Raw genomic sequence first — 25,943 nt, 5'->3', positions numbered from 1 at the left:
ACCCGATTTTGCTATGCTTGGATATAGTAGTCGAGCGTATCATCTTGCGGATTTCGCCAAGCCGACAAATCCGCGCTGATGCCCCGGCAGGAGGAGGAACCATGACCGACGGATTCGATCTTGCGGCGCACGCCAGCGCCATGAGGGCGGCTGGCTGGTGGCAGGACAAGACCTTCGACGATCTGCTGGAGGCGGCGATCGCCCGATCGCCGGACAAGAGGGCCGTCGTCGCCTATCGCAAGGACCGGGGCTTCGACCGTCCGGCCAGGGTGATGACCTATGCCGAACTGGGCGATGCGGTGGCGCAGGCCGCGGGGTCGCTGCGCGCCCTGGGCGTCGGTCCGGGCGACATCGTGGGGCTGATGCTGCCGAACTGGTGGGAATTCGTGGTCGCCGCCTTTGCGGTCTGCCGCATCGGCGCGGTGCCCAATCCGCTGATGCACATCTTCCGCGAACGCGAACTGCGCTTCATGCTGGGCTTTGCCGGGACCAGGGCGATCCTGATCCCGAAAGGCTTTCGCGGGCACGACTTCCCGGCGATGATCGACCGGCTGAAGCCCGAGCTTCCCGCGCTGGAGCACGTGATCGTCGTGGACGACGACGGCCCGCGTTCGTTCGACCGGCTGATCATGAACTCGGGCGCCGCGCCCGTTCCGGCAGACCGGGGCACGCCGGCCGATCCCGGCGAGATGGCGATACTCATGTACACCTCGGGCACCACGGGAGAGCCGAAGGGCGTGATGCATTGCTTCAACACGCAGGTCGCCTGCGTCACCGCGCTTGGCAACCGCTTCGGACTGACGGCCGACGACGTGCATTTCGCGGTCGCCCCCTTCGGGCACATGACCGGCTATACCGCGATGATGGTGCAGGCGATCCATTGCGGCGGGACGCTGGTGCTGCAGGACATCTGGGAACCCGAGGCCGGGGTGGACATCATGGTGCGCGAGGGCGCGACCCACATGGCCGCCGCGACGCCGTTCCTGTCCGACATCTGCACCGTGATCGCCCATGGCGGGCCGGTGCCGGGGCTGCGCACCTTCCTGTGCGGCGGCGCGCAGATCCCGCCCGTCGTCATCGAACGCGCGCGCGACATGATGAAGCTGGGCGTGTCGTCGCTGTGGGGCATGTCCGAAAGCCTTGCGGGCAGCCTGACCGAACCGGAACGCGCGCAGGAAAAATCCGCCACCACCGACGGCCGCGCGGTCGAGGGGGTGGAGCTGCTGATCGCCGACGAGAACCTGACCCCCCTCCCGCAGGGCCAGACCGGACGGCTGTGGTTCCGCGGCGCGCAGCAGTTCCTGGGCTATTACAAGCGGCCCGGACTGGACGGCCGCGGGCCGGAAGGCTGGTTCGACACCGGCGACCTGGCCTACATGGACCCCGAGGGGTATATCCGCATCAACGGCCGGTCCAAGGACATCGTGATCCGCGGCGGCGAAAACATCCCCGTGGTCGAGATCGAGTCGATCCTTTACCGCCACCCCCGCGTCACCGACGCCGCGGTCGTGGGCTATCCCGACAAGCGCATGGGCGAACGGGCCTGTGCCTTCCTGGTGCTGGCCGACGACGGGCCGTTCACCATGGACGACCTGCGCGCCTGGATGGAGGCCAGCGGTGCGGCCCGGCAATACTGGCCCGAGGCGGTGGAGGTCATCAAGACCATGCCGCGCAACGCCTCGGGCAAGATCCAGAAATTCCTGCTGAAGGAGCAGGCGGCCAGACACGCCGCCGGCTGAAACATGCGCCGCGGGGGCGCCTTGATCCAAGCCCCGCATTCCTGCAACCAGCCCGGAAAAGTCACATGGATTTCACACTGCCGCAGGCCATCACCGACAAGCTGGCCGAACTCGACGCCTTTATCGAGACCGAGATCAAGCCGCTGGAACGCGAGAACATCAGGTTCTTCGACCACCGCCGCGAATATCACCGCACCGACTGGGAAAACGACGGCGCGCCCAGCCGGGAATGGCGCGCGCTGCTGTCGGAGATGGAGCGCCGGGCCGACAAGGCAGGCCACCTGCGGCTGTGCCTGCCGGAAAGCTGCGGCGGCCAGGCGGCGGGCAACCTGATGAACGCCGCGATCCGCGAGCATCTGGCCGCCAAGGGACTGGGCCTGCACAACGACCTGCAGGACGAGAACTCGATCGTGGGCAACTTCCCGATCGTGCCCGCCATCGCCAAGTACGGCACCGAGGCGCAAAAGGTCTATATCGAAGGGATCATCACCGGCGAACGCCACCTCAGCTTTGCGCTGACCGAACCGCGCCATGGCTCGGACGCGACCTGGCTGGAAACCCGGGCCGTGCGGGACGGCGACCACTGGATCATCAATGGCCGCAAGCGCTGGAACAGCCAGGTCGGCCGGGCCGAGGCGAACCTGGTCTTTGCCCGCACCAGCGGCAAGGACGGAGAGGCGCGCGGCATCACCGCCTTTATCGTGCCGACCGACACGCCCGGCCACCGGATCGTGATGAACCACTGGACCTTCAACATGCCCACCGACCATTCCGAGGTGGAACTGCAGGATGTCCGCGTGCCCGACAGCGCCATCCTTCATGTCGAGGGCGAGGGCCTGAAGATCGCCATGATGTTCATCCACGAAAACCGCATCCGCCAGGCGGCGGGCAGCGTCGGCGCCGCCAGGTATTGCATCCGGGAGGCGGTGGAATACGCCAAGGACCGGGTGCTGTTCGGCGAGTCCCTCGCCTCGCGGCAGGCGATCCAGTTCCCCCTGGCGGAACTGCACGCCGAATGCGAGGTGGTGCGCAACTACGTCTTCCGCACCGCCTGGAAGATGGACCGGCAGGATCCCGCCACCATGTCGGACGAGGTGTCGATCTGCAACTACATGGCCAACAACCTGGTCTGCCGGGCGGCGGACTTCGCCATGCAGGTGCATGGCGGCGTCGGCTATTCCCGCCACATGCCGTTCGAGCACATCTATCGCCACCATCGGCGCTACAAGATCACCGAAGGATCGGAGGAGGTGCAAAAGCGCCGCATCGCGCAGAAGCTGTTTGGCTTCGGAGGCAGGGGGGCGGAATGAACACGCAGCCCGAAACCCTGGCGCCCGGTCCCGGTCTCGACATCGAGGCGCTGCGCGGCTTCCTGGAGGGTTTCCTGGGGCGGGCGGTGCATGATCTTGCGGTCGCGCCGACCGCGGGGGGCATGTCGAACCCGACCTATTTCGTCACCGCCGACGGCTGGCGGGCCGTGCTGCGCAAGCAGCCGGGCATGAAGCTGGCCAAGTCGGCCCATGCCATCGACCGCGAGTTCCGGGTGATGGGCGCGCTGCGCGACAGCGCCGTGCCGGTCCCGCACCTTTATCACTACGAGGCGGATGCAAGCCTTCTGGGCACGCCCTTCTATCTGATGGAATGGCTGGAGGGCCGTGTCTTTACCGAATATGCGCTGCCCGGCCTTTCCCCGGACCAGCGGCGCGCGATCTATGCGTCGATGGCCACGACGATGGCGGCGATCCACAGGCTTGATTTCCAGGCCGCGGGCCTGGGCGATTTCGGACGGCCCGGCAATTACTTCGAACGCCAGATCAGCCGCTGGTCGCAGCTCTGGCAGCAATACCGCAAGGGCGACGCCGACAACCCCGACCTGGACCGGATGATCCTCTGGCTTGGCAACCGCATCCCCGACAGCCAGCTTTTGGCCCTGTGCCATGGCGATTTCAGGATCGGCAACCTGATGTTCCACTCGACCGAGCCGCGCGTGATCGGCGTGCTCGACTGGGAGCTTTCGACGCTGGGCCATCCGCTTGTGGATGTGGCGTTCAACACCCAGGCCTGGAACATGGCCCCGGACGAGAACGGCGGCGTCCTGGGCATCGACCTGGCGGCCGAGGGCATCCCGGCCGAGGCGGATTACCTGGAAGCCTATTACGCCGAGGCCGGGACCACCGAACGGATAAGCGATTTCCACCGGGCCTTCGCCATGTTCCGGGGGGCGGTCGGCAGCGCGGGCGTCGCCTGGCGGGGCGAGCAGGGCAACAGCACCCTGCCCGATTCCGCGCAGGTGGGCCGCAGGCTTGCCCTGGCCTATGCCCGCCGCGGCATGGAAATCGCCGCGCGCAGCGGCCTGTAGGGGAGAGCCGGCATGATGACCCTCGACGAAGCTTTGGCCGAGCGCCGTTCCGTGCGGGGCTACCTGCCCGACGAGGTGCCGCAGGACACCCTGCGCGAGGTTCTGGGGCTTGCCCAGCTCGCGCCCTCGAACTGCAACATCCAGCCATGGATCACGCATGTCCTGTCCGGGCCAAGCCTGCGCAGCCTTGGCCGCAAGATGGTGGCGGCGGCCGAGGCCGGGATCGCGCCCGATCCCGATTTCACCGCCGACCGCAAGTTCGAGGGCGTCTACCGGGCACGCCAGATCGACGCGGCCGTGCAGCTTTACGGCGCGATGGGGATCGACCGGCACGACCGCCCGCGCCGGGACTGGGCCTATCGCCGCAACCTGGACTTTTTCGGCGCCCCGCACGCCGCGCTGATCTTCCTGCACCACACGTTCCAGGAACGCGAGGCGGTGGATCTGGGCATCTATGCGCAGACGCTGATGCTGCTGCTGACCTCGCGCGGGATTTCCTCCTGCGCGCAGGGGGCACTGGGGTTGTATCCCGGCATCATCCGCGGCCATCTCGGCCTGCCCGACACGCACCGGCTGATCTTCGGCATCTCGTTCGGATACGAGGACCCGGCCGTCGAGGCCAACAGCGCGCGCGTCGGCCGCGCCGGGCTGGACGAGGCGGTGATCTTCCATCGGGACGGAGAAACGGCATGAGCGGGCAACTGGCCGGCAAGGTGGCAATCGTCACGGGCGCCGCGCGCGGGTTGGGGCGCGCCTATGCGCTGCGGCTGGCGGGCTTGGGCGCGGACGTGGTGATCGCGGACCTGAACCTTGACGGCGCGCGGGACTGGGGCGAACAACTGGGCGCCGATACCGTGCCCCGGGAGATCGAGGCGATGGGCCGCCGGTCCATCGGCGTGCAGGGCGACCTTTCCAGACCGGCCGACGTGGCGCGGCTGTTCGACGAAACGATGGCAGCCCTTGGCCGGGTGGACATCCTGGTCAACAACGCCGGCGGTGCCATCGCCCGGGAAAGCGGTCCCCGGGCCAGCGAGACGACGCAGGCCGACTATGACCTGCTCATGGACGCAAACCTGCGGACGACCCTGCTGTGCTGCCAGGCCGCCGTGCCGATCATGAAGGCGCAAGGGGCGGGCGTGATCGTCAACGTCACGTCGCAGACGGGCGTCTCGACGCTGCCGGGCGGGCTGCTTGCCGTCTATGGGGCCTCCAAGGCGGCGGTGGCCTCGCTGACCCGCACGCTTGCCGCCGAGCTTGGTCCCTGCGGCATCCGGGTGAACGCCCTTTCGCCCGGGATCATCATGACCGCACGGGTCGCGGCGCAGGCCGCCGCGCGCGGCATCGGCACCAACGCGCAGGCCGAATCCCTGCCGCTGCGCCGGTTGGGCGAGCCGGACGACTGTGCGGGCGTGGTCGAGTTCCTGGTCACGGACCTGTCCCGCTATGTTACCGGACAGGTGATCTGCGCGGATGGGGGCGCCGTTCTTCACCCCAACTGAACGCGGACTGCAGGGCAGGCGCGCGTGGGTGCATCGCGCGCCCCGGAAACAAGCGGATCGCCCGGGCGGGGCACTGATGTTCCACGCCCGCCTGGCGGCACGGCAGCGTCGGATCGAACCCGAGGAGAGATGAATGACGAAGCGGCTGGAAGGATGCGTGGCGCTGGTGACGGGTGCGTCCAGCGGGATCGGCGCGGCGACGGCGATCGAACTTGCGGCGCAGGGGGCACGCGTCATCCTGGCGGCGCGCCGGGCCGAGCGGCTGGCCGACATCGCGGGCCGGATCGCCGAGGCGGGCGGCGAGGCGCGGGTGCTGGCCGCCGACATCGCGCAGCGCGGCGTGCCCGCGCAGCTTGTGGCGGACGCGGTCGCGGCCGGGGGGCGGCTGGACATCCTCGTCAATGCCGCAGGCGTCATGCTGAACGGCGATTCCATCGAACGCCCGCTGTCGGAATGGGAACGGATGGTCGATCTGAACCTGATGGCGCTGATGGCGGCCACCAAGGCGGCGCTGCCCCACCTGGTCGAGGCGGCGAAGGCCGGGCGCGGCGTGGCGGACGTGGTCAACATCAGCTCGATCGCCGGCCGGGTCGCGGCGGGCACGGTGGGCGTCTACAATGCCACCAAGTTCGGCGTCACTGCCTTCAGCGAGGCGTTGCGGCAGGAATTCGCCCGCCGCAACGTCCGCGTCTCGGTGGTCGAGCCGGGGGCGGTGCGCACGGAACTGTTCGACCATCAGGCCCCGACCGCGCAGGCCCGGCTGTCGCGGATCCTGTCCGAGGTGGAACACCTGCACCCCGAGGACGTGGCCGAGGCGATCGCCCATATCGTCACCAGGCCGCGCCGGGTCGCGCTGTCCGAGGTGGTGATCCGGCCCACCGACCATCTTTGATCGCGGGGGCGGCAACCGGGCAGCGGTCCGCGGATCGTGGCGTTTTCGCGCCGGCGGCCTGTCCGGCCATGTCGCCGGACAGGTGATTTCCGGCTGCGGCGGCGCGGTGCCGACGCCCGGCTAGCCGCGCGTTCCCCGGACAAAGGCCGCGACCGCGCCCTTGGGGCACAGCTCGACCACGGTGCCATGTCCCGCGCCCTTGGTGATCCAGCCCCGTCGCAGCGGCAGGTTCTCGGTCGCGGGTTGGTCATGAACCTTGAGACCGCGCGCGCGGTATTGCGCAATGGCGGCGTCAAGGTCCTCGACCTCCAGCGCCACCACCACGTCGCCGTGCCGAAGCTCGGTCTTGCCCGAGGCTTCGACCAGCTCGATGATCGGCCCGTCCGGGTTGTCGAAGAACGCAAGCCGCAGCCCCAGTTCCGGGATCAGGCGGATGATCGGCTCGCCCAAGCCCAGCGTCGCGCCATAGAATTCCAGCGCCGGCTCCAGCGCGGGCACCGCGATTCCGATATGGTCCAGGACCGGTTTCATCTTCCTTGCCTCCCCTTGATATACATCCTTACTGTAACCATGCATGTAACCGGCGGGCAATCCGGCAACTGGCGGGGAACACGGTTGCTAGCGTTCCCGCGCTTCCTGCCAGACGCTGTAGGCGCCCGAGGCGATGATGATCGCCGCACCGCCAAGCGTCCAGAAATCCGGGAACTGGTCGAAGATCAGGACGCCCCAAAGGACGCTCCAGACCATCAGCGTGTATTGAGCCGGGGCCAGCGTTGCGGCTTGGGCCAGCGCGAATCCCCGGATCAAGGCCAGTTCGGCACATGCGGCGGTGACGGCGATGCCCAGGAACATCAGCACATCGTGCAGGCTGTCGGGAATGGTGCCGACAAGGGACAGGGCAGCGGACAGCGAAAGCGTCGTGACCAGGCTGGACCAGGCGATCGTGGTGCGCAGGGGGTCCGTGCCCGTCAGGATGCGCGACAGGATATGGCGCAGCGCATAGGTCGCGGCGCACAGCAGGACCAGCAGCATCGCCGGGTGGGCGACCCCTGCGCCGGGGCGCAGCATGATCAGCGTGCCGGCCAGCCCCACTCCGACGGCGGCCCACCGCATCGGGCTGACACGCTCCTTCAGCAGGACGGCCGCAAGCGCGGTGATCAGCAGCGGGGCGACGAAGGTGACGGCTGTCGCATCGGCCAGCGGCAGATAGCGCAGCGCCGCCGCGAAGGACACGGTCGAGACGACGGCGGTCGCGCCGCGCAGGAACTGCAATCCCGGCCGCCGCGAGCGCAGGACCGACCACCCGCCCATGGACAGCAGGGCCACCGTGCCGACGAAAAGCCCGGCCTGACGCGCCCAGGCCACCTGCGCGGGATGATAGCCGGTCGAGACCTGCTTGGTGATCATGTCGCAAACCGAGAACAGGAAGAACGCCAGCATCACCCAGCAGAAGCCGCGTGCCTGCGGGCTGTGGCCGCGCCGCGGACCCGCAGGACCGCTTGGGGGCAAGCTCATCTTGGCCTCCCTTCTGCCAAGGGGTGAGGGGATGGGGCGGGGCAGGAACCCGGTCGCGGCCTTGCACCTGGCGGGAAGAGGCGGCGCAGGTCGGTTATATGCGCATCCTTATTGTTTGCCAGAGACATCACCATGCCGCTGCAAGTGGCATTGACCCACGCGGCGCATCCAGCGGGCAAGACGGCCCGGACGATCCGTCCGCCCGCGGATCAAAGATGCGATTTCAGCTTCTTCTGCAGCCCGCCCACCACGCCCTGCCGGAAGACCAGCACGAACATGATGAACACCAGCCCCTGGATCAGCAGCAACCACGGTCCGTAGGGGGACAGGAAATGTTCCAGCGACAGGATGATGTAGCTTCCCGCCACCGGGCCGAAGATCGTCCCGATCCCGCCGACCAGGTTGATCAGCACCACCTCGGTCGAGACGTTCACCGAGATGTCGGTCAGCGAGGCGATGCCGAAGACCACCGTCTTGAGCGAGGCCGCGAACCCGCTCATCGCCGCCGAGATCACGAAGGAGACCAGCTTGAACCTGTCCACGTTCACCCCCAGCGACCGGGCGCGTTCGGGATTGTTGCGGATCGCGCGCAGCACCTGTCCGAAGGGGGAATGGACGATGCGGTTGTAAAGCGCCACGACGGCCAGCACGATCACCGCCAGCGTCCAGTAAAGCGCGGTGTTGGACGACAGGTCGATGATGCCGAACAGATGGCCGCGCGGCACGCCTTGAATCCCGTCCTCGCCGCCGGTGAAGGGGACCTTCAGCGCGATGAAATACATCATCTGCGCCAGCGCCAGGGTTATCATGGCGAATGACAACCCCTGCCGGCGGATCGCGATCCAGCCGAAGACAAGCCCCAGCAGACCGGCAAAGACCGTGCCGCTCAGCACCGCGAGTTCGGGCGAAAGCCCCCACCGCGCCGCCGCATGGCCGCAAAGATAGGCCCCGGCGCCGAAGAAGGCGGCGTGACCGAAGCTCATCAGCCCGGTATAGCCCAGAAGCAGGTTATAGGCGCAGGCAAAGATGATGAAGCAGTAGATCTTCATCAGGAAGATCGGATAGAGCACCAGCGGCGAAAGCGCCACGACCGCGGCGAAGACCAGAAAGAACGCGGCCCGGGCCGGGGTGAAGCCCAGGAACTGGGGCGTGGTGCGTTCGGTCATGCGGGGTGCTTCCCTGTCCTGCGGTTTCGTGGCCGGGCTGGTCATGCCGTCTTCCCGAAAAGGCCCCGCGGGCGCATGATGAGCACCGCGACCATGGCGACGAAGATCACGGTCGAGGACGCCTCGGGGAAGATCGCCTTGGTCATCCCTTCAAGAAGCCCCAACCCGAGGCCCGTCAGGATGGACCCCAGGATCGACCCCATGCCGCCGATCACCACCACGGCAAAGACGACGATCACCACATTCGTCCCCATCGCGGGATCGACCGACATGATCGGCGCCGCCATCACGCCCCCGACGGCGGCCAGCGCGACCCCTGCGGCATAGGTCAGCGTCAGCATGACCGGCACGTTGATGCCGAAGGCCTGGACCATCGCGGGGTTGTCGGTGGCGGCGCGCAGCTTGGCGCCAAGCGGCGTCCATTCGATCACGATCCACGTGAGCACGCACAGCAGGATGCCCGCGACCACCACCCAGGCACGATAAAGCGGCAGGACCATGAACCCCAAGTTCACCGCGCCCCGAAGGCTGGGCGGGATGGCATAGGGCAGTCCCTGCTGGCCGAAGACGATGCGGATCAGCCCCTCGATGGCCAGCGCCAGCCCCAGCGTCAGCAGAAGGCCATAAAGATGGTCGAGCTTGTAGAGATGGCGGATCAGCAGGATCTCCACCGCGATGCCGATCAACCCCACGATCAAGGGCGCGATGACCAGCCCGCCCCAATAGCCGATGCCCATGGTTTCCAGCAGCATGTAGGCGATGAACGCCCCCAGCATGAAGAAGACCCCGTGCGCGAAGTTGATGACCCCGAGCAGGCCGAAGATGATGGCCAGCCCCAGCGACAGGATGGCGTAGAACACCCCGTTCACCAGCCCCAGCACCATCTGGCTGATCAGCAGGTTGACGTTCAGATCGAATGGCATCGCTTCCTCCTAGACGCCGAGCAGCTGGGCCACGCGGCCGATCTGCCGGGCGAATTCCACAGGTTCCAGCCGGTCCACGATGGCTCCGTTCTCGATCAGGTAATGAATGTCGGCCAGGCCCTCGACGAAATGCGCGTTCTGTTCGACCAGCAGGATGGTGTAGCCGCGCGACTTGATGTCCGCGATCGTGCGGGCGATCTGCTGGACGATGACCGGGGCCAGCCCCTCGGTCGGCTCGTCGAACAGCAGCACCCGCGCGCCGGTCCTGAGGATCCGCGCGATGGCCAGCATCTGTTGCTCGCCGCCCGAAAGCTGCGTTCCCCGGCTGGACCCGCGTTCGCGGATGTTGGGAAACAGCTGGTAGATCTGCTCGACGCTCATGCCGCCCTTGGCGATCACGGGCGGCAGCAGCAGGTTTTCCTTGACGCTGAGCGACGGAAAGATCGCCCGGTCCTCGGGGCAGAGCGCGATGCCCTTGCGGGCGATCCGGTGGGGGCGAAGCGTCAGCAGGTTGGCGCCGCCGAAGTTGATCTCGCCCTCGGTCCGGCCCATCAGGCCCATGATGGCGCGCATCGTCGTGGTCTTGCCCGCGCCGTTGCGCCCCAGCAGCGACACGACCCTGCCCTCGGGAACGTCCATGGTCACGCCGTGCAGCACGTGGCTTTCGCCGTACCAGGCGTGCAGGTTGCGGATCTCAAGCATGGGCTTTCCCCAGATAGGCCTCGACCACGCGGGGATCGCCCGCCACCTCGTCATAGGTGCCGCGCGCGATCACCTGCCCGCGGGCCAGGACCGTCACCCGTTCGCAAAGCCCCTTCACCACGGGCAGGTTGTGTTCCACCATCACGACGGTCCGGCCCGCCGCGACCTTGCGGATCAGGTCGGTGACGCGGCCGATATCCTCGCGCCCCATGCCGCTGGTCGGCTCGTCGAGCAGCAGCACCTGGGGGTCCAGCGCCAGCGTCGTCGCGATCTCCAGCGCGCGCTTGCGGCCGTAAGGCAGGTCGCCGGCGCGCACCTCGGCCCAGTCGGAAAGGCCCAGGTCGTCCAGCAGCCCCATGGCCGCGTCGTTCAGGCCGGTCAGGCTCAGCTCGGACCGCCAGAAATCGAAATTCGTCCGCCGCCCTTGCTGAAGGGCAAAGCGGACGTTGTTCAGCGCGGTGAAATCGGGAAAGATCGAGGAAATCTGATAGGACCGCACCAGCCCCCGCTGCGCGATCCGGTCCATTCCCAGGCCGGAAATCGTTTCTCCGCGCAAGCGGATGGTGCCGGAACTCGCCGGCAGGCTGCCGGTCAGAAGGTTGAAGCAGGTCGTCTTTCCGGCCCCGTTCGGGCCGATCAGGGCATGAATCTCGCCTTCGGCAATGTCGAGATCGACCCCGTCCACCGCCTTGAACGCGCCGAAGCGCCTGGTAAGGCCCCGTACCTCGAGTACCGTCTGCGTCACGTGCGTCTCCCCCCGGGGATTGCGGCTTTTCCGCCATCCGGCTTGTGTCGTTCCGGGCGCGGGCAGGGCACGACATGGCCCTGCCCGCGATCCTTCGGGTTCTCAGCCCTTGACCAGCGGGCAGGTGCTTTCGGCCAGCGGCGGGGCGATGTCATCGGCCGCGATGGTGCCGGTGATCTCGAGATAGTCCCAATCCCCCTTGCTTTCCGCCGGGGTCTTGGTCCGATAGGAATACACATCGCGCAGCGTGTAGCCATCGGCCCGGATCGTGGCTTCGGACCCGTTGATCATCTCGATCGGGTTCTGGCGCATCCATTCGGTCACCTTGGCGGCGTCCGTGCTGCCGACGGCCTCGACCCCCTTCAGGTAATGCCGGGTGAATTCGTACATGTAGGCATTGGTGAAGACCGGCGGACGGCCGAAGCCCGCGCGGAACCGCTCGGCAAAGGCGCGGGTGGCGTCGTTCTGGTCCCAGTAGAACTGGATCGCGCCGCTGACGTTCTGAAGCGCGTCCAGCCCGGCCGACTTGATGTCGGTGTCCGCCAGGTAAAAGGGCGACAGCCTTGCCTCGATCCCGAACTCCTGCGCCTGCTTGGTGATGGTGTTCTGCCACGCGCCAAAGGTGGCCAGGGCGATGTTGGTGGCGCCGGACGCCTGCGCCTCGAGCAGTTGCGCCGAGAAGTCGGTGGCCTGCGGCGAGTGGACCGTCGAGCCGACGACCATGGCGCCGGCCTCGGTGATGGCCTTCGTGGCCTGGGCCTGAAGGTCGTGGCCGAGCGCATAATCCACCGTGATGAAGAACCACTTGTCGCTGCCCGCGGCGATCTGCGGCAGCACGACGGCACGCGCCAGCGCGGTGTTGTCCAGCAGCATCATCATCTGGTTGGGTCCGCAGCTTTCGCCGATGAGCTTGCTGGTGGACGATCCCATCGCCATCGCGACATCCTTGTCGCGGATCAGGTCGCTGACGGCCAGCGCCACTGCGGAATTGTCCACGTTCATCAGGATGTTGACATCCTTCTGGTCGATCCATTCGCGCGCGATCGACAGCCCCACGTCGGGTTTGCCCAGATGATCGCCGACCAGAACCGTGATCGGCTCGCCATTGACCTGGCCGCCGAAATCCTCGATGGCCAGCTTCACGCCATGCAGGCCGGCCTCTCCGGTCATGTCGGCGGTCGAGCCGGTCATCGCCGCAAGATAGCCGATCGTCACCTCCGCCCAGGCCGGGGCCGATCCCGCGCCCAGTGCGACCGCCAGAACCGCGGCCCTTGTCCAGTATGTCTTCATCCTTGGCCTCCTCCCTAGAAGCGTCATGCCTGACATGGACGTGCGAAACCGGTTTCCCCATCCGAAGCCGCTCATGACTGGATGTTAAGCTAGGGTATCTTTATCATGCAAATCAACAAGGATCTCTGCGCGGGAAGGCGCGGCCCTGCGAAGGGCCTTGGGCAGTCATCGGCAAGGCAGCAGCGGGGGCATCCCGAAAAGGAAGGGCGGGTCCCGAAGGACCCGCCCGCCGGTCGCGCAAGACAAGAGGGATTACTGCGCAGCCCGGTTCAGTTCGGCATGGAAGAAATCCAGCATCTCTTGCGGATCGTCCATCCCGGAAGCCTTGGCCTTTTCCAGCCATTCCGCGGTCAGCGGCGCCACGCGTTCCTTCATCGCGGCCAGTTCCGCGTCGCCCATGCGGTGGATCGCCATGCCCTTGGCCTGCATCCTGGCGATGGCGGCCTCGGTTTCCGCGCGGTGCAGGTCGCCCGACATCCTGGCAATCGCGGCGCCGGAAACCTTGCGGATCGCCTGCTGGTCGGCCTCGGAAATCCTGGCCCATGTGTCGGGGTTGACCGAAACCAGCACCGTGGTCGAACCGAGGCTGCCGGGCACGAAAGTCATCGTGTTCAGCACGTCGTCCAGCTTGAAGCCGAGCAGCGCGTCGGGGGGCGTGGTCGCGCCGTCGATCACCCCGCCGGACGCCAACTCGTAGACCTCGGACACCGGCTTGTTGACCGGCGTGCCGCCCATCAGCTCGACGATGCGGGTCAGCGAGGGGCTGGAGGTGCGGATCTTGGCGCCCGCCCAGTTGTCCACGACCGACAGGTCGCGCCCGGTGGTGAAGGCGTGGAACACGCCGGTCTGGAACAGGGCCAGCGGCACGACATCGGGGAACACGTTCCTGTCGGCCAGGAACGTCTCGTAGGTGGCCCAGACGGCGGGTGAGGTGCGCGATTCGTCGTCGCTGGCAAAGGGCAGCTCCATGCCCTCGACCAGCGGAAAGCGGCCAGGCGCATAGCTCAGCACCATCAGCGACATGTCCGCCATGCCGTCCGCCACCACGTCGTATTGCGAGGCGACGCTGCCCACGACCTTGGGGGTTTTCTGGATTTTCACCCGGCCTTCGGTCGCCTGCTCGATGGCGGCGAACCATGGCTCGATCAATCGGGTGTCCAGCGCATAGCCCGCCGGCAGCCAGTTGGAATAGCGCAAGGTGATGTCCTGCGCGTGGGCCGCGGCAGCGCCGGCCGCCAGCACAAGCCCGGCCAGAAGCCCGGAGCGGGTGAAAAACGACATGCTGTCCTCCCTTTCGTTGCCGCCGCCGGGGGCGGATGAAAAAGCCTGCCCGATCGGGCCGACCGATGGATCAGATCCTGCGCTTGTGCCCGACCCAGTAGGGATCGCGCAGAAGGTTCTTCATCACGGTGTTCTTGGGCGCCAGCGGCAGCGGTTCCGTGCGGAACTCGACCGACTTGGGGCATTTGTAGCCGCCGATCAGGCTGCGGCAATGCGCGATGATGTCCGTGTCGGTCGCGGTCGCGCCCGGCTTCAGGACGACGACGGCATGGACCTGTTCGCCCCATTCCTCGGACGGGATGCCGATCACGGCGGCCTCGTGCACGGCGGGGTGCTGGAACAGCGCGCGCTCGACCTCGATCGAATAGACGTTCTCGCCCCCGGTGACGATCATGTCCTTGATTCGGTCGGCGACATACAGATAGCCGTCCTCGTCCAGATAGCCCGCATCGCCCGAATGCATCCAGCCGTCGCGCAGCACCTCGGCGGTCTGGTCCGGCTTGCCCAGGTAGCCCATCATCAGATAGTCCGAACGCATGGCGATCTCGCCCAATTGCCGCGGCGGCAGGGTCCGGCCGTCGGGCGACACGATCCGGACCTCGACCCCCGGCCCGGGCTGGCCGCAGGAACGGATGCGTTCGGCCTTGGGACCGCTGAACACATGGTCGCGCCAGCGCAGCATGGTGGCAAAGCCGCCGGTCTCGGTCATGCCGTAGATCTGATAAAAGCGCAGGTGCGGCAGTTTCGCCGCCGCCGCCGCCATCAACGCCTCGGGCATGGGCGAGCCGCCATAAACGCAGGTGCGCAGGCTGGACAGGTCGTACTTGTCGAAATCGGGGTGGCTGATGAGCATGTTGACGATGGTGGGCACCATCACCGCGTTCGATACCCGATGCCGGTGGATGGCCTGCATCATCGGCAGCGGCTCGAACTTGGGCAGCACGACATGGGTGCCGCCGGCCATGGTGATGTAATGCACCGGGCTTGCGCCCGAGAAATGGAAGAAGCCGCCGACATAGGCAAAGCTCAGATCCTCGACATCCGGGATCATGGCCAGCCAGGCGGTCGCGGCATGGCCAAGCGCGGCATGGCTCAGCGCCACGCCTTTCGGCTGGCCGGTGGTGCCGCCGGTGTAGAACACCGCATAAAGGTCGTCGCCCTTGCGGTCGGCATCCTCCATCGGCTCGTGGGTGGCAATCAGATCCTCGTAGGACAGCATCCCCTCGGGGGTCGGGGCGTCCCCGATGTGGATCACGGCCCCGAGGGTCGGGAACTGCTTGCGCAATTGCTGGCCCTGTTCGGCGAAGGCGTCGTCCACGCAAAGGATCACGGCATCGCAATCGTGCAGCGCATACAGGTTCTCGTGCGCCGACCAGCGGACATTCATCGGCGCGAAGCATCCGCCCGCCCAAGGCACCGCATAGAACAGTTCCAGATACCTGTCCGAGTTCATCGCCAGCGTGGCGACGAAGCCGCCCTTTTCCACGCCCAGCTTGCGCAGCGCCGCCGCCATGCGCGGCACGCGGTCGCCAACCTCATGCCACAGGCGCTTGCGCGTGCCGCAGACCGTGGCAACGCCTTGCGGGTTGCGATGCACCGCCTGTTTCAGCAGCAGCGTTCCCTGCATCTCATCCTCCCTTTTCCGCTCACGATGTACCCGGTCGAGCCTGGGGATCCTGCGCCTCTCCTCCTCCCAAAAGAGCCGTGGTCCTTGTCTGGGACCAATCGTTGCGCCGGCTTGCCATATTTGTTTCGCAATATTACTGTATGAGAGCGAATATAAACGCAAGCATCGTTTTCGTGGGCTAGCGCAATCCGGGCATCTTCAGCGTCCTGCCGCTGCGCCGGCGGGCGCCCTGCCCGCGAAGGGAGGAGGCTATCATGACCGGACCGTTGTCCGATCTGCGGATCGTCGAGTTTTCGGCCCAGGGACCGGGACCGTTCACCGGGGGGCTGCTGGCCGATTTCGGCGCCGATGTCATCCGCATCGACCGCCCGGCCGAACCGCTGCTGCCGCCGAGATACGACTTCTACAACCGCAACAAGCGGTCCATCGCCCTGAACCTCAAGTCTCCGGCCGGCCGGGAAGCCGCGCTGGCGCTGGTTGCCGCCGCCGATGTGGTGATCGAGGGGTTCCGGCCCGGCGTGATGGACAAGCTGGGCCTGGGCCATGATGCTTGCGCCGCGGCCAACCCGCGCATCGTCTATGGTTCGATGACCGGCTGGGGACAGGACGGTCCCATGGCGATGGAGGCGGGCCACGACATCAACTATCTGGCGCTGACCGGGGCGCTGGACGCCATCGGCTATCCCGACCGGCCGCCGGCGCCGCCGCTGAACCTGGTCGCCGACCTGGGCGGCGGCGGGATGTACCTGGCCTTCGGCATCCTGGCCGCGGTGCACGAATCCCGGCGCTCGGGCCAGGGGCAGAGGGTGGATGCGGCGATGATCGACGGGGTGTCGCATCTGATGTCGGCCTTCATCGCCTTTACCCAGCAGGGCACCTGGACCGACCGGCGGGCCGACAACATCGTCGATGGCGGCTCGCCCGATTATGGCTGTTACGAGACGGCCGACGGCAAGCATGTCGCCGTCGGCGCGATGGAGCCGCAGTTCTATGCCGCGCTGCTGGACGTTCTGGGCCTTGATGCGGCGGACATTCCCGACCGGGCGGACCGGGCGAACTGGCCCGCGCTGAAGCAGCTTTTCGCCGAACGGTTCCGCCAGCGGACCCGCGCGGAATGGGAAGCCGCCATGGCCGGGCGCGATGCCTGTTTCTCGCCGGTGCTGAGCATCGCCGAGGCCTGGACGCATCCGCAGATGCAGGCGCGGGGGGTGCATGTCCCCTTCGACGGGCTGGTGCATCCCGCGCCCGCGCCTCGGCTGTCGCGCACCCCTGGCAGCCTGCGCCGCGCCACGCCCGTGCCGGGGGAAAACGGCCGCGAGATCTGCGCCGACTGGAACCTGCCGCAGGCGCTGCGCGAGCGGCTGGACAGCGAAGGGGCAATGCTTCAGCCCGCGCCGGCGCAGGGCTGACGGCATGGCGATCATCCCGGACAGGGCGTTGCAGGTCAGGATCCCCGAACGGGCGCAAACCTATACCGAGCGGGACACGATGCTTTACGCCCTGGGCATCGGCATCGGGCATGACACCACCGACCCTGGACAACTGGGCTTCGTGTATGAACGCGGGCTGAAGGCGGTGCCCACCATGGCGGTCGTCCTGGGCGAGACCATGGATTGGGTCCATGACCCCGGCCTGGGGATCGACGTGAGCCAGTGCCTTCACGGCGAGGAGCGGGTGATCCTGCACCGCCCGCTTGCGCCCGAGGGCCGCGTGGTCGGGCAGACCCGAATCACCGGCCTTGCCGACAAGGGCGCGGGACGCGGCGCGCTGGTCCACAGCCGCAAGGATCTGCGCGACGCCGACACGGGCGAACTGATCGCCACCACGCTGCGGACTGCCTTTGCCCGCGCCGACGGGGGGTTCGGCGGCGTGCATGGCGAAACGCCCGTCCCCCTGCCGCCCGTGCCGGACCGCGCGCCCGACATGGCCTGCGACCTGCCCACGGTGCCGCAGGCGGCGCTGATCTATCGGCTGAGCGGCGACCGCATGCCGCTTCATGCCGACCCGGCACTGGCCCGCGCGGCGGGGTTCGACCGGCCGATCCTGCACGGGCTGTGCAGCCTGGGCATGGCCTGCCACGCCATCCTGCGGCTGGTGTGCGGCCATGACCCCGCCCGCATCGCGGAAATCGGCTGCCGGTTCAGCGCGCCGGTCTTTCCCGGCGAGACGCTGCGGGTCGAGCTGTGGCGCGAAGGGCAGGCGGTCCGTTTCCGTGCCTTGGTGGTCGAACGCGGGGTGGTGGCCATGACCCATGGCCATGCGACGTTGCGCGGATAAGCGGAGAAGGCGATGACAAGGCCCTTGCTTGGAAAGACGGCCATCGTGACCGGCGCGGCGCGCGGCATCGGGCGGGCCTATGCGCTGCGTCTGGCACGGCTGGGCGCCGATGTCGTGGTCGCCGACCTCAACATGCAGGGCGCGGCCAAGATCGGCGAGGAACTGACCGCCGAGACCGTGATGGCCGAGGTCGAGGCGCTTGGTTCCCGCGCTTTGGGCGTCGAGGGCGATCTGAGGAAACCCGAAGCGGTCGAGCGGCTGTTCCGGGAAACGGTCGCGGCCTTCGGGCGCGTGGACATCCTGGTCAACAACGCCGGGGCCGGGGTTTACCGCGACAGCGGCCCGCTGCCCAGCCAGACCACGCAGGCGGGCTTCGATTTCCTGATCGACGTGAACCTGCGGTCCTGCGTGCTGTGCTGTCAGGCGGCAGCGCCGATCATGGCGGGGCAGGGGGCCGGAGTGATCGTCAACGTGTCGTCCCAGACGGCGCTGGAGCCGCTGAAGGGCGGGGCGATGGCGGTCTATGGCGCGGCCAAGTCGGCGGTGAACACCTATACCCGCAACCTGGCCGCGGAACTGGGACCGAAGGGCATCCGGGTGAACGCCATCGCGCCCGGGATCACGCTGACCGCGCGCCTGATGAAGCTTGATCCCGAAAACGGCGTCGGCACGCCCGAGCAGCTGGAGACCATCGCGCTGCGCCGCTTTGCCACGCCCGAGGACATGGCGAACGTGCTGGAATTCCTGGTGGGCGACCTGTCCGGCTATGTCACCGGGCAGGTGATTTCCGTCTGCGGCGGCGCGGTGCTGACCCCAAGCTAGGCGCGCGTTCCCTGCGGGCCGCCGCCGCGATGCCGATCGGACCCGTGGCCGGGTTCATTTTCCTTGCCCCCATCTGATACATGTCTTTATCGTAATAAAGCATATGAACGCCGGGACATCCGGCAGCGGGCGGGGGCGTGGAAAGATGGACGATCCGGCCGGAGGGCAGCAGGTTCCTGCATCACCGCTTGCCATCGGCTTTCTGGCGGCAGGCAACTTCGTCGTCGGTACCAGCGGCTTTGTCGTCGTCAGCATCCTGCCCGAGATCACCGCCGGGCTGGACATCAGCCTGGCCCAGGGATCGCTGCTGTTCACCATCTATGCCGGGGCATACGCGATCGGCTCGCCCCTGCTCATCTCCTCGACCGGAGGGATCGGGCGGCGGCGCCTGCTGCTGGCCGCCTTGGCGACGGTGGTGATTTCGGCGCTGGTCTGTGCCGCCACCCGCTCGTTCGAGGCGATGCTGGCGGCGCGGGTGGCCGCGGCCTTCGGGGGCGGCCTTTACACGCCGGTGGCCGCCTCGGTCGTGTTCGCCACCGTGCCCGAGCCGCGGCGGGGCCGGTCGCTTGGCCTTGTCTTTGCCGGGATACAGCTTTCGCAGGCGGCAGGACTGCCGCTGGGCGTGGTCATCGCGCATCAACTGGACTGGCCGGCCACCTTCATGACCGTGGCCGCCTTGGGCGCGGTGTCGGCGGCGGGGTTGTGGTGGACGCTGCCCCGGCGGGTGGTGGTCCCGGTGACCTCGTTGCGCACGCTGCTGGACGCGGGCCGCGACATCAGGGCGCTGGTGGCGGTGTCGATCATGGCGCTGCACGCCTGCGCGCTGATCCTCTGCTACGGGATGATCGCGCCGCTGGTCATGCGGCATGGCGGCAATGTCGGGCTGACGGTCGGGGCCTTCGGTATCGGCGGAGTGATCGCCGGGCTGACGATGGGCCGTGCGACGCAGCGGCTTGGCCCGGTGCGGACGCGGATGATCGCCATCGCTTCCCAGGTGGTGATCCTGCCGGTGCTTTCGCTGCCGCTGATCGGCATCGCGCCGCTTCCGGGTCCGCTGCTGATCGCGCAGGCGCTGCTGTGGCACCTGCTGGCCGGCGGCATGATGATCCCGCAGCAGATCCTGCTGATGCAGCGCGATCCCGACCGGGGGGCGGTGGTGCTGGGCCTGAACGCCACGATGAATTATCTGGGCTTTGCCCTTGGTTCGGGCCTGGGCAGCCTCGTCGTGGCAGGGTTGGGGTATGACTGGCTGGGCGTGGCGGGCGGGGTGGTGGCCGGGCTGGCGGTGATCGTCTCGGTCCAGAGCGAGCGGCTTTACCGCCGTGCGGGACTTTCGTCCCGAGGGAGGCTCGGCCTGGCGGACCCCGGCAAATAATCGTTGCGACACATTTCCAAAGATATAGTATATCAGCACACGATATGCTTCACTTCCGTCTGGAGGAGCGGAGGGCCGAGGCCCGGCGCGGCATCGGAAGAGGGGGGGTACGGACCCGGGGGCAGGGCGATCCATTGCGCGCCGTCAAGGCTGCGCCGCAGACCTTTCCTTGCGGTCCCTGCGGGACATGACAACAGGCCGGCCCCGGGGCCGCCGCAACAGCAGCGAGATTTGAATGCCTTACAATTCCGTATATGCACCTGGCCTGTTCAAGGACCAGACCATCATCGTCACCGGCGGCGGCAGCGGCATCGGGCGCTGCACCGCGCACGAACTGGCCCATCTGGGCGCGCAGGTCGTGATCGTCGGCCGAAACCCCGAAAAGCTGGAAACCGTCCGGCAGGAGATCACCGAGGACGGCGGCCATGTTCACGCCGCCCCCTGCGACATCCGCGACGAAGCCCAGGTCATCGCCCTGATCGACCGGACGCTGGAACGCTTTGGCGCCATCAACGCGCTGGTCAACAACGCCGGCGGGCAATACCGGGCCGAACTCAAGACGATCTCCACCAAGGGGTTCGAGGCGGTGGTCCGCAACAACCTGACGGGCGGCTTCATCTTCATGCGGGAAATCTACAACCGCTGGATGGAGGCCAACGGCGGCGCCATCGTCAACATCATCGCCGACATCTGGAACGGCTGGCCCGAGATGGGGCATTCCGGCGCCGCGCGCGGGGGCATGTGGACGCTGACCGAAACCGCGGCCTGCGAATGGGCGCATTCCGGCGTGCGCGTGAACGCGGTGGCGCCGGGCGGCATCGCCTCGTCGGGGTTCGACCAATACACCCCCGAGATCACCGAGCGTCTCCTGGCCTATCCGGCGCAGGTGCCGCTGCCGCGCTATGGGACCGAATCGGAAATCTCGGCCGCCATCACCTATCTGCTGTCGCCCGCGGCCGCCTATGTGACCGGCAGTTGCCTGCGCGTCGATGGGGGCGCCCCGAACCGCCGGCAGACCTGGACCCAGGACTATCCGGCAACGAACATCCCCGAATACAACGGCTTCCACCGTGCCGTGCAGCCGCAGATCCTCAAGAACCGGACCTGAGACGGGGGCGGCGTCAGGAACAGGCCCCTGCGCGGGGCAGGGAGGACACATGACGTTCATATCCAGGAACCTGCTGCCGGGCATTCTGCTGGCGGTCATGGCATCGGCGCCGCTGGCCGGACCGGCCCGGGCGGAAGCCGTGACCCTGCGCTATTCCCAGTGGCTACCCGCGAGCTATCCGCTTCATGCCGAGATCATCGCGCCCTGGTTCGAGGAGATCGCGCGCGTGACCGGGGGCCGGGTGACCATTGTGCCCACGCCGAAGGTCGTCGGCACCGTGGCAGGGCAATATGACGTTCTGGCCGACGGGCTGGCCGATGTGGCGCTGGTGGTGCCAGGCTATACTCCGGGACGGTTCCCCCTGTCCGAGGGGCTGGAGCTTCCCTTCCTGGGCGACGACCCGCGCGTCTCGATGCCGGTCAGCTACCGCACCTATGAAACCTATCTGGAGCCAAAGGGGATCTTCAGGGAAGTCGTGCCGCTGGCCGTGTTCACCGGCAATCCGGCCCATATCGCCCTGCGATCGGGCGAGGTGAGCGACCTTTCCGACCTTGCGGGGAAAAAGCTGCGCAGCCCGCAGCAGGCGGCCTCGGCCTCGGTCGATCTGCTGGGCGCGGTGCCGGTGTCGAAGCCGATGTCCGAGGTTTATGAACTGGCCTCCAGCGGCGCCATCGACGGCGGGATCATTCCGCCCGATACCCTGCTGAGCTTCAAGCTGGCGGGCATCATGAAGGAATACGTGCTGGTGCCGGGCGGGGTGGTGAACACGGTCAACATGCTGGCCTTCAGCCATGAAGCCTGGGACCGCATCTCGGCCGAGGACCAGGCCGCCATCCGCGAGGTTTCGGGCCTGCCCCTGGTCACGAAGATGGGCGAGGTTTATGCAAGGTCGCTTTCCGATGCCTTGGCGGCGATGCCCGACGAAGGCGTGCGGGTGCAGACCCCGCCCGAAAGCCTTGTCGCCGCGCTGCAAGAGCGGCTGAAGCCGATCCGCGCCAACTGGTTCGATGTCGCGCGGAAAGCGGGACTTGAAGACCCCGAGGCGATGGTCCGGTTCCTTGAAACCGAATATGCCGCGGGCAAGGCGGCACGGTAGGCCGAAGAAAACGGGGACCGGTCAGGTCCCCGTCAAGGCAAGGTCGGCGGGCGAAAGGGCAAGGCCGGTTTCTACCGGCGATCATGCTCGGCCTTCATGGAGCGCGCGATGATCGTCTTCATGATCTCGATCGAGCCGCCGGCGATCTTGGTGATCCGCGCATCGGCATAGGCGCGGCAGATCGGATATTCCCACATGTAGCCCCAACCGCCGAACAGTTGCAGGCATTCGTCGGCCACCTTGCAGTGCAGTTCGGTGGTGTACATCTTGGCCATGGCCGCATCCACCGGATCCAGCTTGCCCTGCATGAACAGCTCGATGCATTTGTCGGTGAACACGCGGCCCAGCGTCGCCTGGGTCTTCAGTTCGGCCAGCTTGAACTGGGTGTTCTGGAAATCGAAGATCGACTTGCCGAAGGCTTGGCGCTGCGTGGTGTAGTCCAGCGTCCATTCGATGATCGTCTCGGCCACGGTGGCGGACCGGATGGCCTGGGCCAGCCGCTCCTGGGCAAGCTTGGTCATCATCAGGGCGAAACCCTCGCCCTCGCCGCCCAGCATGTTCGACGCGGGAACGCGCACGTCGTCGAAGAACAGCTCCGAGGTGTCCTGCGCGTGCATCCCCAGCTTTTCCAGGTTGCGCCCGCGGCGGAAGCCCGGGCGATCGCCTTCGATCAGGAACAGCGTCACGCCCTTGGCCCCGGCGTCGCGGTCGGTCTTGGTGGCGCAGACCAGCACGTCGGCATGTTGCCCGTTCGAGATGAAGACCTTTTGCCCGTTGATGACGAAATCGTCGCCGTCGCGGACGGCGCGGGTGCGGATCGCCTTGAGGTCGGAACCGGCATGGGGTTCGGTCATGCCAAGCGAGCCGATCCATTCCCCCGTCACCATCTTGGGCAGGAACCTGCGCTTCTGCTCCTCGGTGCCGAAGGACAGGATATAGGTCGCCACCAGGTCGGTGTGGATCAGGAAGCCGGGACCCGAGGCGCCCGCACGCCACAATTCCTCGAACACCACGACATCGAACAGGTAATCGAGACCCAACCCGCCGTATTCCTCGGGGACGGTGCAGCACAGCAGGCCCTGTTCGCCCGCCTTCAGCCACAGTTCGCGCGGAACGATGCCGTCCTTTTCCCATTGGGCGTGATGGGGCGTGATCTCCTTTTCGACGAACCGCTTGACCGTGGCCCGGAAAAGCTCGTGTTCCTCGTTGAACAGGGTGCGTTCGATCATGGTGTGTCCTTTCTGAAGGGCGGTTGCCGCAAGGCCGAATCGGATGGGGTGGGATCAATCATCCGCCAGTGCGGCCCGATGTTCGGGGGCGGCGATGGCGATCAGTCTTTCGCGGCGCTCGGCGGGGCTGGCCCCCCGCAGATCCGCGATGCCGAACTGGGTGACGACGGCATCGGTGTCGAACCGGCCCAGCGACACCGGCCCGGCCGCCCGTCCGGGCAGGACGATGCGGCTGATCGTGCCGCCGGCGGCGGTCGCGGGCAGCACCACGAGGCGCAGTCCCTGCAATCCGCGGGCGCCGGCGGCGAAATCCGAAGCTCCTCCGGGACCGGAAACAAGGCCCTTGGGGGTGGCTTCGGCAAAGCCGTTGCCGGCCAGATCGACCTCGATGGCCGAGTTGACGGTGACGAAACGCCCGAAGCCCGCCAGCTGCGCGATGTCATGCGTGACCGAGGGCGGGGCAAAGCGGAACGCGGGCCGGGCCACGGCATCGTAGAGCCGCTGGCTGCCGATGGCGACGCCGGCGCAGATCGGCGCATCCGCGCGCAAGGCGCCGGCTTCCAGCAGGTCCAGGGTCGAATCGCCGATCAGCCCCGAATGGATGGACAGGTCGCGGTGGCCGGTCAGGCCGCGCAGGACGGCCTCGGGCGTACGGCCCAGGCCGGCCTGGATCGTCGCGCCCTCGGGCACCAGGTCGCGGGCCAGCGCGGCGATGCGGGCCGACACCTCGTCCATGCTGGGGTCCGAGACGGGCAGCGGCGCCTCGCCCTCGATCACGGCATGGAAGCGGTCATGGGGGATGGACCGGCCATGGGTCCGCGGCACCAGCGGGTTGACATGGGCGATGATGCGCGGGATCCGCGGCCAAAGGTCGGCGATGAAGTCGTTGACGGGGCCAAGGCTGCACAGGCCCGCCTCGTCCGGCGGCGACACCATGACCAGTGCCGCATCGGGCGGGTTCGCCGCCAGATGCAGCCGGATCTCGCGATAGCAGAACGGCAGGAAGCGGACCTGTTCCTCGTGGCCCGAAAACTCGGGCATCATGAAGAAGCTTTCGATCCGCGCGCCCGCCGCCAGCAGCCCGGCCAGCCGGTTCAGGCCGGGCACGAAGATGCCCGTAAAGGCAAGGCCGCGCAGATCCGCAGCCTCCAGCCCCTCGCGGATCAGCGCGCTTTCCCCCGAACAGGCGTGCAGCCAGATGCGGGAGCCGACGGGAAGATGGCCGGCGATGTCGCGCGGTTCGATCCGCAGGGGTGCCATGGCCGTTACCGCTTATTCCAGGAACTTGTAGAAGTCGGGCTTGCGCTTCTCGTTGAAGGCGTTGACCCCTTCCTTGGATTCCGGCGTGGCGTAGTACAGCTTGACCGCGTGCAGGGCCAGGTTCGAGATGCCCCGGATCGCGTCGCTGTCGGCGTTGAACGACCGCTTGAGGAAGGCCAGCGCGGTGGGCGAGCGTTCGGCCAGCGTATCGGTCCATTGCGTGACCGCGGCGTCCAGTTCCTCCAGCGGCACGACCTTGTTGACCAGGCCATAGCCAAGCGCGTCGCGGGCCGGGATCATCTCGTTGAGATACCAGATTTCCCGGGCCTTCTTGTCGCCGACGATGCGGGCCAGCAGGGCGGTTCCCCAACCGGCATCGAACGAGCCGACCTTCGGTCCCACCTGGCCGAACTTGGCATTTTCGGACGCGATGGTCAGGTCGCACAACGTCGCCAGGACATTGCCGCCGCCGATGGCGAAGCCGTTCACGCGGGCGATCACCGGCTTCGGCACGTCGCGGATCAGGCCCTGCAATTCGTCGATGGGCAGGCCGACCACGCCGCGGCCGTCGTAATTTCCCTCGTGCGCCGACTGGTCGCCGCCCGTGCAGAATGCCTTGTCGCCCGCGCCGGTCAGGACGATCGACGCCACCTCCTTGTTGTTCGCCGCCAGATGCAGGGCCTGGATCATTTCCTCCAGCGTCTGACCGCGAAAGGCGTTGTAGACTTTCGGACGGTTGATGATGATCCAGGCCGCGCGGCCCCGGATTTCATAGATGATGTCCTCGAAAGCGGGTGCGTTTGCCATGTTGGTCTCTCCTCCAGTCATGCGGCAGGGCTGCGGTTGCGACCGAGCGGGATACCGCGGATTTCGTGCGCCTAGATATTGTCAGTATGCATATCGGTTCGGGAAACTGCCATGCGAAAAACCGGGCCAATGAAACTTTGCCCTTTCCCTCACAGCTTCCCGGTCAGTTCCGGCACCACCTGGAACAGGTCGCCGACCAGTCCGTAGTCGGCGATCTGGAAGATGGGGGCT

Annotated in this window: 24 protein-coding genes and 1 pseudogene; 12 read left to right on the top strand and 13 right to left on the bottom strand. The window is 67.2% G+C overall.

Translation table 11 applies throughout. The features are described 5' to 3' along the window. The first annotated feature begins 101 nt into the window (after positions 1-101). The 6 genes from GIY56_RS15700 (at position 102) to GIY56_RS15675 (ending at position 6,489) form a co-directional block, all read left to right on the top strand. Complete coding sequence (locus GIY56_RS15700; RefSeq protein ID WP_154765811.1) at positions 102-1,739, top strand: AMP-binding protein; 1,638 nt, start codon at positions 102-104, stop codon at positions 1,737-1,739. A gap of 65 nt (positions 1,740-1,804) precedes the next feature. Beyond that, entirely contained in the window at positions 1,805-3,049 is a 1,245-nt protein-coding gene (locus GIY56_RS15695; RefSeq protein ID WP_154765810.1) for an acyl-CoA dehydrogenase family protein, read from the top strand. Beyond that, a complete protein-coding gene (locus GIY56_RS15690) occupies positions 3,046-4,098 on the top strand; it encodes a phosphotransferase family protein (protein ID WP_154765809.1) in 1,053 nt (350 codons plus the stop codon). Before GIY56_RS15695 ends, GIY56_RS15690 begins: the two co-directional genes overlap by 4 nt. Before the next feature lie 12 nt (positions 4,099-4,110). Further along, positions 4,111-4,791: a nitroreductase gene (locus GIY56_RS15685; RefSeq protein ID WP_230312570.1), complete on the top strand. Its 681-nt coding sequence runs from the start codon at positions 4,111-4,113 to the stop codon at positions 4,789-4,791. Next, entirely contained in the window at positions 4,788-5,597 is an 810-nt protein-coding gene (locus GIY56_RS15680) for an SDR family NAD(P)-dependent oxidoreductase (protein WP_154765808.1), read from the top strand. Before GIY56_RS15685 ends, GIY56_RS15680 begins: the two co-directional genes overlap by 4 nt. A 133-nt stretch (positions 5,598-5,730) precedes the next feature. Next, positions 5,731-6,489, top strand: coding sequence for an SDR family oxidoreductase (locus tag GIY56_RS15675; RefSeq protein WP_154765807.1), 759 nt, complete (start codon positions 5,731-5,733; stop codon positions 6,487-6,489). Between the two features lie 120 nt (positions 6,490-6,609). On the opposite strand, the gene GIY56_RS15670 is transcribed toward GIY56_RS15675, so the two are convergent. The 9 genes from GIY56_RS15670 to GIY56_RS15630 all read right to left on the bottom strand — a co-directional run bounded on the left by GIY56_RS15670 (position 6,610) and on the right by GIY56_RS15630 (position 15,738). After that, entirely contained in the window at positions 6,610-7,020 is a 411-nt protein-coding gene (locus GIY56_RS15670; RefSeq protein WP_196053658.1) for a VOC family protein, read from the bottom strand. An 87-nt stretch (positions 7,021-7,107) separates the two neighbouring features. Beyond that, the gene (locus GIY56_RS15665) at positions 7,108-8,004 is read right to left on the bottom strand and encodes a DMT family transporter (RefSeq protein ID WP_154765805.1); all 897 of its coding nucleotides are present in this window, start codon (positions 8,002-8,004) and stop codon (positions 7,108-7,110) included. Between the two features lie 209 nt (positions 8,005-8,213). Next, the gene (locus tag GIY56_RS15660) at positions 8,214-9,170 is read right to left on the bottom strand and encodes a branched-chain amino acid ABC transporter permease (RefSeq protein WP_230312569.1); all 957 of its coding nucleotides are present in this window, start codon (positions 9,168-9,170) and stop codon (positions 8,214-8,216) included. 41 nt (positions 9,171-9,211) lie between these two features. Next, entirely contained in the window at positions 9,212-10,093 is an 882-nt protein-coding gene (locus GIY56_RS15655) for a branched-chain amino acid ABC transporter permease (protein ID WP_154765803.1), read from the bottom strand. A gap of 9 nt (positions 10,094-10,102) precedes the next feature. After that, a complete protein-coding gene (locus tag GIY56_RS15650) occupies positions 10,103-10,795 on the bottom strand; it encodes an ABC transporter ATP-binding protein (protein WP_154765802.1) in 693 nt (230 codons plus the stop codon). Beyond that, positions 10,788-11,540, bottom strand: coding sequence for an ABC transporter ATP-binding protein (locus GIY56_RS15645; protein WP_328288576.1), 753 nt, complete (start codon positions 11,538-11,540; stop codon positions 10,788-10,790). Before GIY56_RS15645 ends, GIY56_RS15650 begins: the two co-directional genes overlap by 8 nt. A 102-nt stretch (positions 11,541-11,642) precedes the next feature. Next, complete coding sequence (locus GIY56_RS15640; protein WP_196053657.1) at positions 11,643-12,830, bottom strand: ABC transporter substrate-binding protein; 1,188 nt, start codon at positions 12,828-12,830, stop codon at positions 11,643-11,645. 252 nt (positions 12,831-13,082) lie between these two features. Next, positions 13,083-14,111 carry a TRAP transporter substrate-binding protein gene (locus GIY56_RS15635; protein WP_154765799.1) on the bottom strand — a complete coding sequence of 343 codons (1,029 nt, stop codon included), beginning with the start codon at positions 14,109-14,111 and terminating at the stop codon, positions 13,083-13,085. Between the two features lie 70 nt (positions 14,112-14,181). Next, the gene (locus GIY56_RS15630; RefSeq protein ID WP_154765798.1) at positions 14,182-15,738 is read right to left on the bottom strand and encodes a long-chain-fatty-acid--CoA ligase; all 1,557 of its coding nucleotides are present in this window, start codon (positions 15,736-15,738) and stop codon (positions 14,182-14,184) included. 254 nt (positions 15,739-15,992) lie between these two features. On the opposite strand from GIY56_RS15630, the gene GIY56_RS15625 reads away from it, so the two are divergent. The 6 genes from GIY56_RS15625 (at position 15,993) to GIY56_RS15600 (ending at position 22,416) form a co-directional block, all read left to right on the top strand. Next, complete coding sequence (locus tag GIY56_RS15625; protein WP_154765797.1) at positions 15,993-17,147, top strand: CaiB/BaiF CoA transferase family protein; 1,155 nt, start codon at positions 15,993-15,995, stop codon at positions 17,145-17,147. A 4-nt stretch (positions 17,148-17,151) separates the two neighbouring features. After that, positions 17,152-18,015, top strand: coding sequence for a MaoC/PaaZ C-terminal domain-containing protein (locus GIY56_RS15620; RefSeq protein WP_154765796.1), 864 nt, complete (start codon positions 17,152-17,154; stop codon positions 18,013-18,015). Between the two features lie 12 nt (positions 18,016-18,027). Further along, positions 18,028-18,837: an SDR family NAD(P)-dependent oxidoreductase gene (locus GIY56_RS15615; protein ID WP_154765795.1), complete on the top strand. Its 810-nt coding sequence runs from the start codon at positions 18,028-18,030 to the stop codon at positions 18,835-18,837. A 145-nt stretch (positions 18,838-18,982) separates the two neighbouring features. Continuing rightward, positions 18,983-20,212 carry an MFS transporter gene (locus tag GIY56_RS15610; RefSeq protein ID WP_196053656.1) on the top strand — a complete coding sequence of 410 codons (1,230 nt, stop codon included), beginning with the start codon at positions 18,983-18,985 and terminating at the stop codon, positions 20,210-20,212. A gap of 235 nt (positions 20,213-20,447) precedes the next feature. Beyond that, entirely contained in the window at positions 20,448-21,320 is an 873-nt protein-coding gene (locus tag GIY56_RS15605; protein ID WP_154765793.1) for an SDR family oxidoreductase, read from the top strand. A gap of 49 nt (positions 21,321-21,369) precedes the next feature. Then, the gene (locus tag GIY56_RS15600) at positions 21,370-22,416 is read left to right on the top strand and encodes a TRAP transporter substrate-binding protein (protein WP_196053655.1); all 1,047 of its coding nucleotides are present in this window, start codon (positions 21,370-21,372) and stop codon (positions 22,414-22,416) included. A gap of 71 nt (positions 22,417-22,487) precedes the next feature. Here GIY56_RS15600 and GIY56_RS15595 read toward each other — a convergent pair whose 3' ends face one another. The 4 genes and pseudogenes from GIY56_RS15595 to GIY56_RS18600 all read right to left on the bottom strand — a co-directional run. Further along, entirely contained in the window at positions 22,488-23,645 is a 1,158-nt protein-coding gene (locus tag GIY56_RS15595) for an acyl-CoA dehydrogenase family protein (RefSeq protein WP_154765791.1), read from the bottom strand. Positions 23,646-23,699: 54 nt separating this feature from the next. After that, positions 23,700-24,905, bottom strand: coding sequence for an acetyl-CoA hydrolase/transferase C-terminal domain-containing protein (locus tag GIY56_RS15590; protein WP_154765790.1), 1,206 nt, complete (start codon positions 24,903-24,905; stop codon positions 23,700-23,702). A gap of 12 nt (positions 24,906-24,917) precedes the next feature. After that, positions 24,918-25,712 (bottom strand): enoyl-CoA hydratase-related protein, encoded by a 795-nt coding sequence (locus GIY56_RS15585; RefSeq protein ID WP_154765789.1) that lies wholly within the window; start codon positions 25,710-25,712, stop codon positions 24,918-24,920. Positions 25,713-25,861: 149 nt separating this feature from the next. Further along, a pseudogene (locus GIY56_RS18600) lies at positions 25,862-25,943 on the bottom strand (electron transfer flavoprotein subunit alpha); the annotation flags it as partial.

Source organism: Paracoccus lichenicola (assembly GCF_009708075.1).
Classification (GTDB): domain Bacteria; phylum Pseudomonadota; class Alphaproteobacteria; order Rhodobacterales; family Rhodobacteraceae; genus Paracoccus; species Paracoccus lichenicola.
Note: the sequence above shows the minus strand (reverse complement) of the source record. Positions and strands in the feature narration are given on the sequence as shown.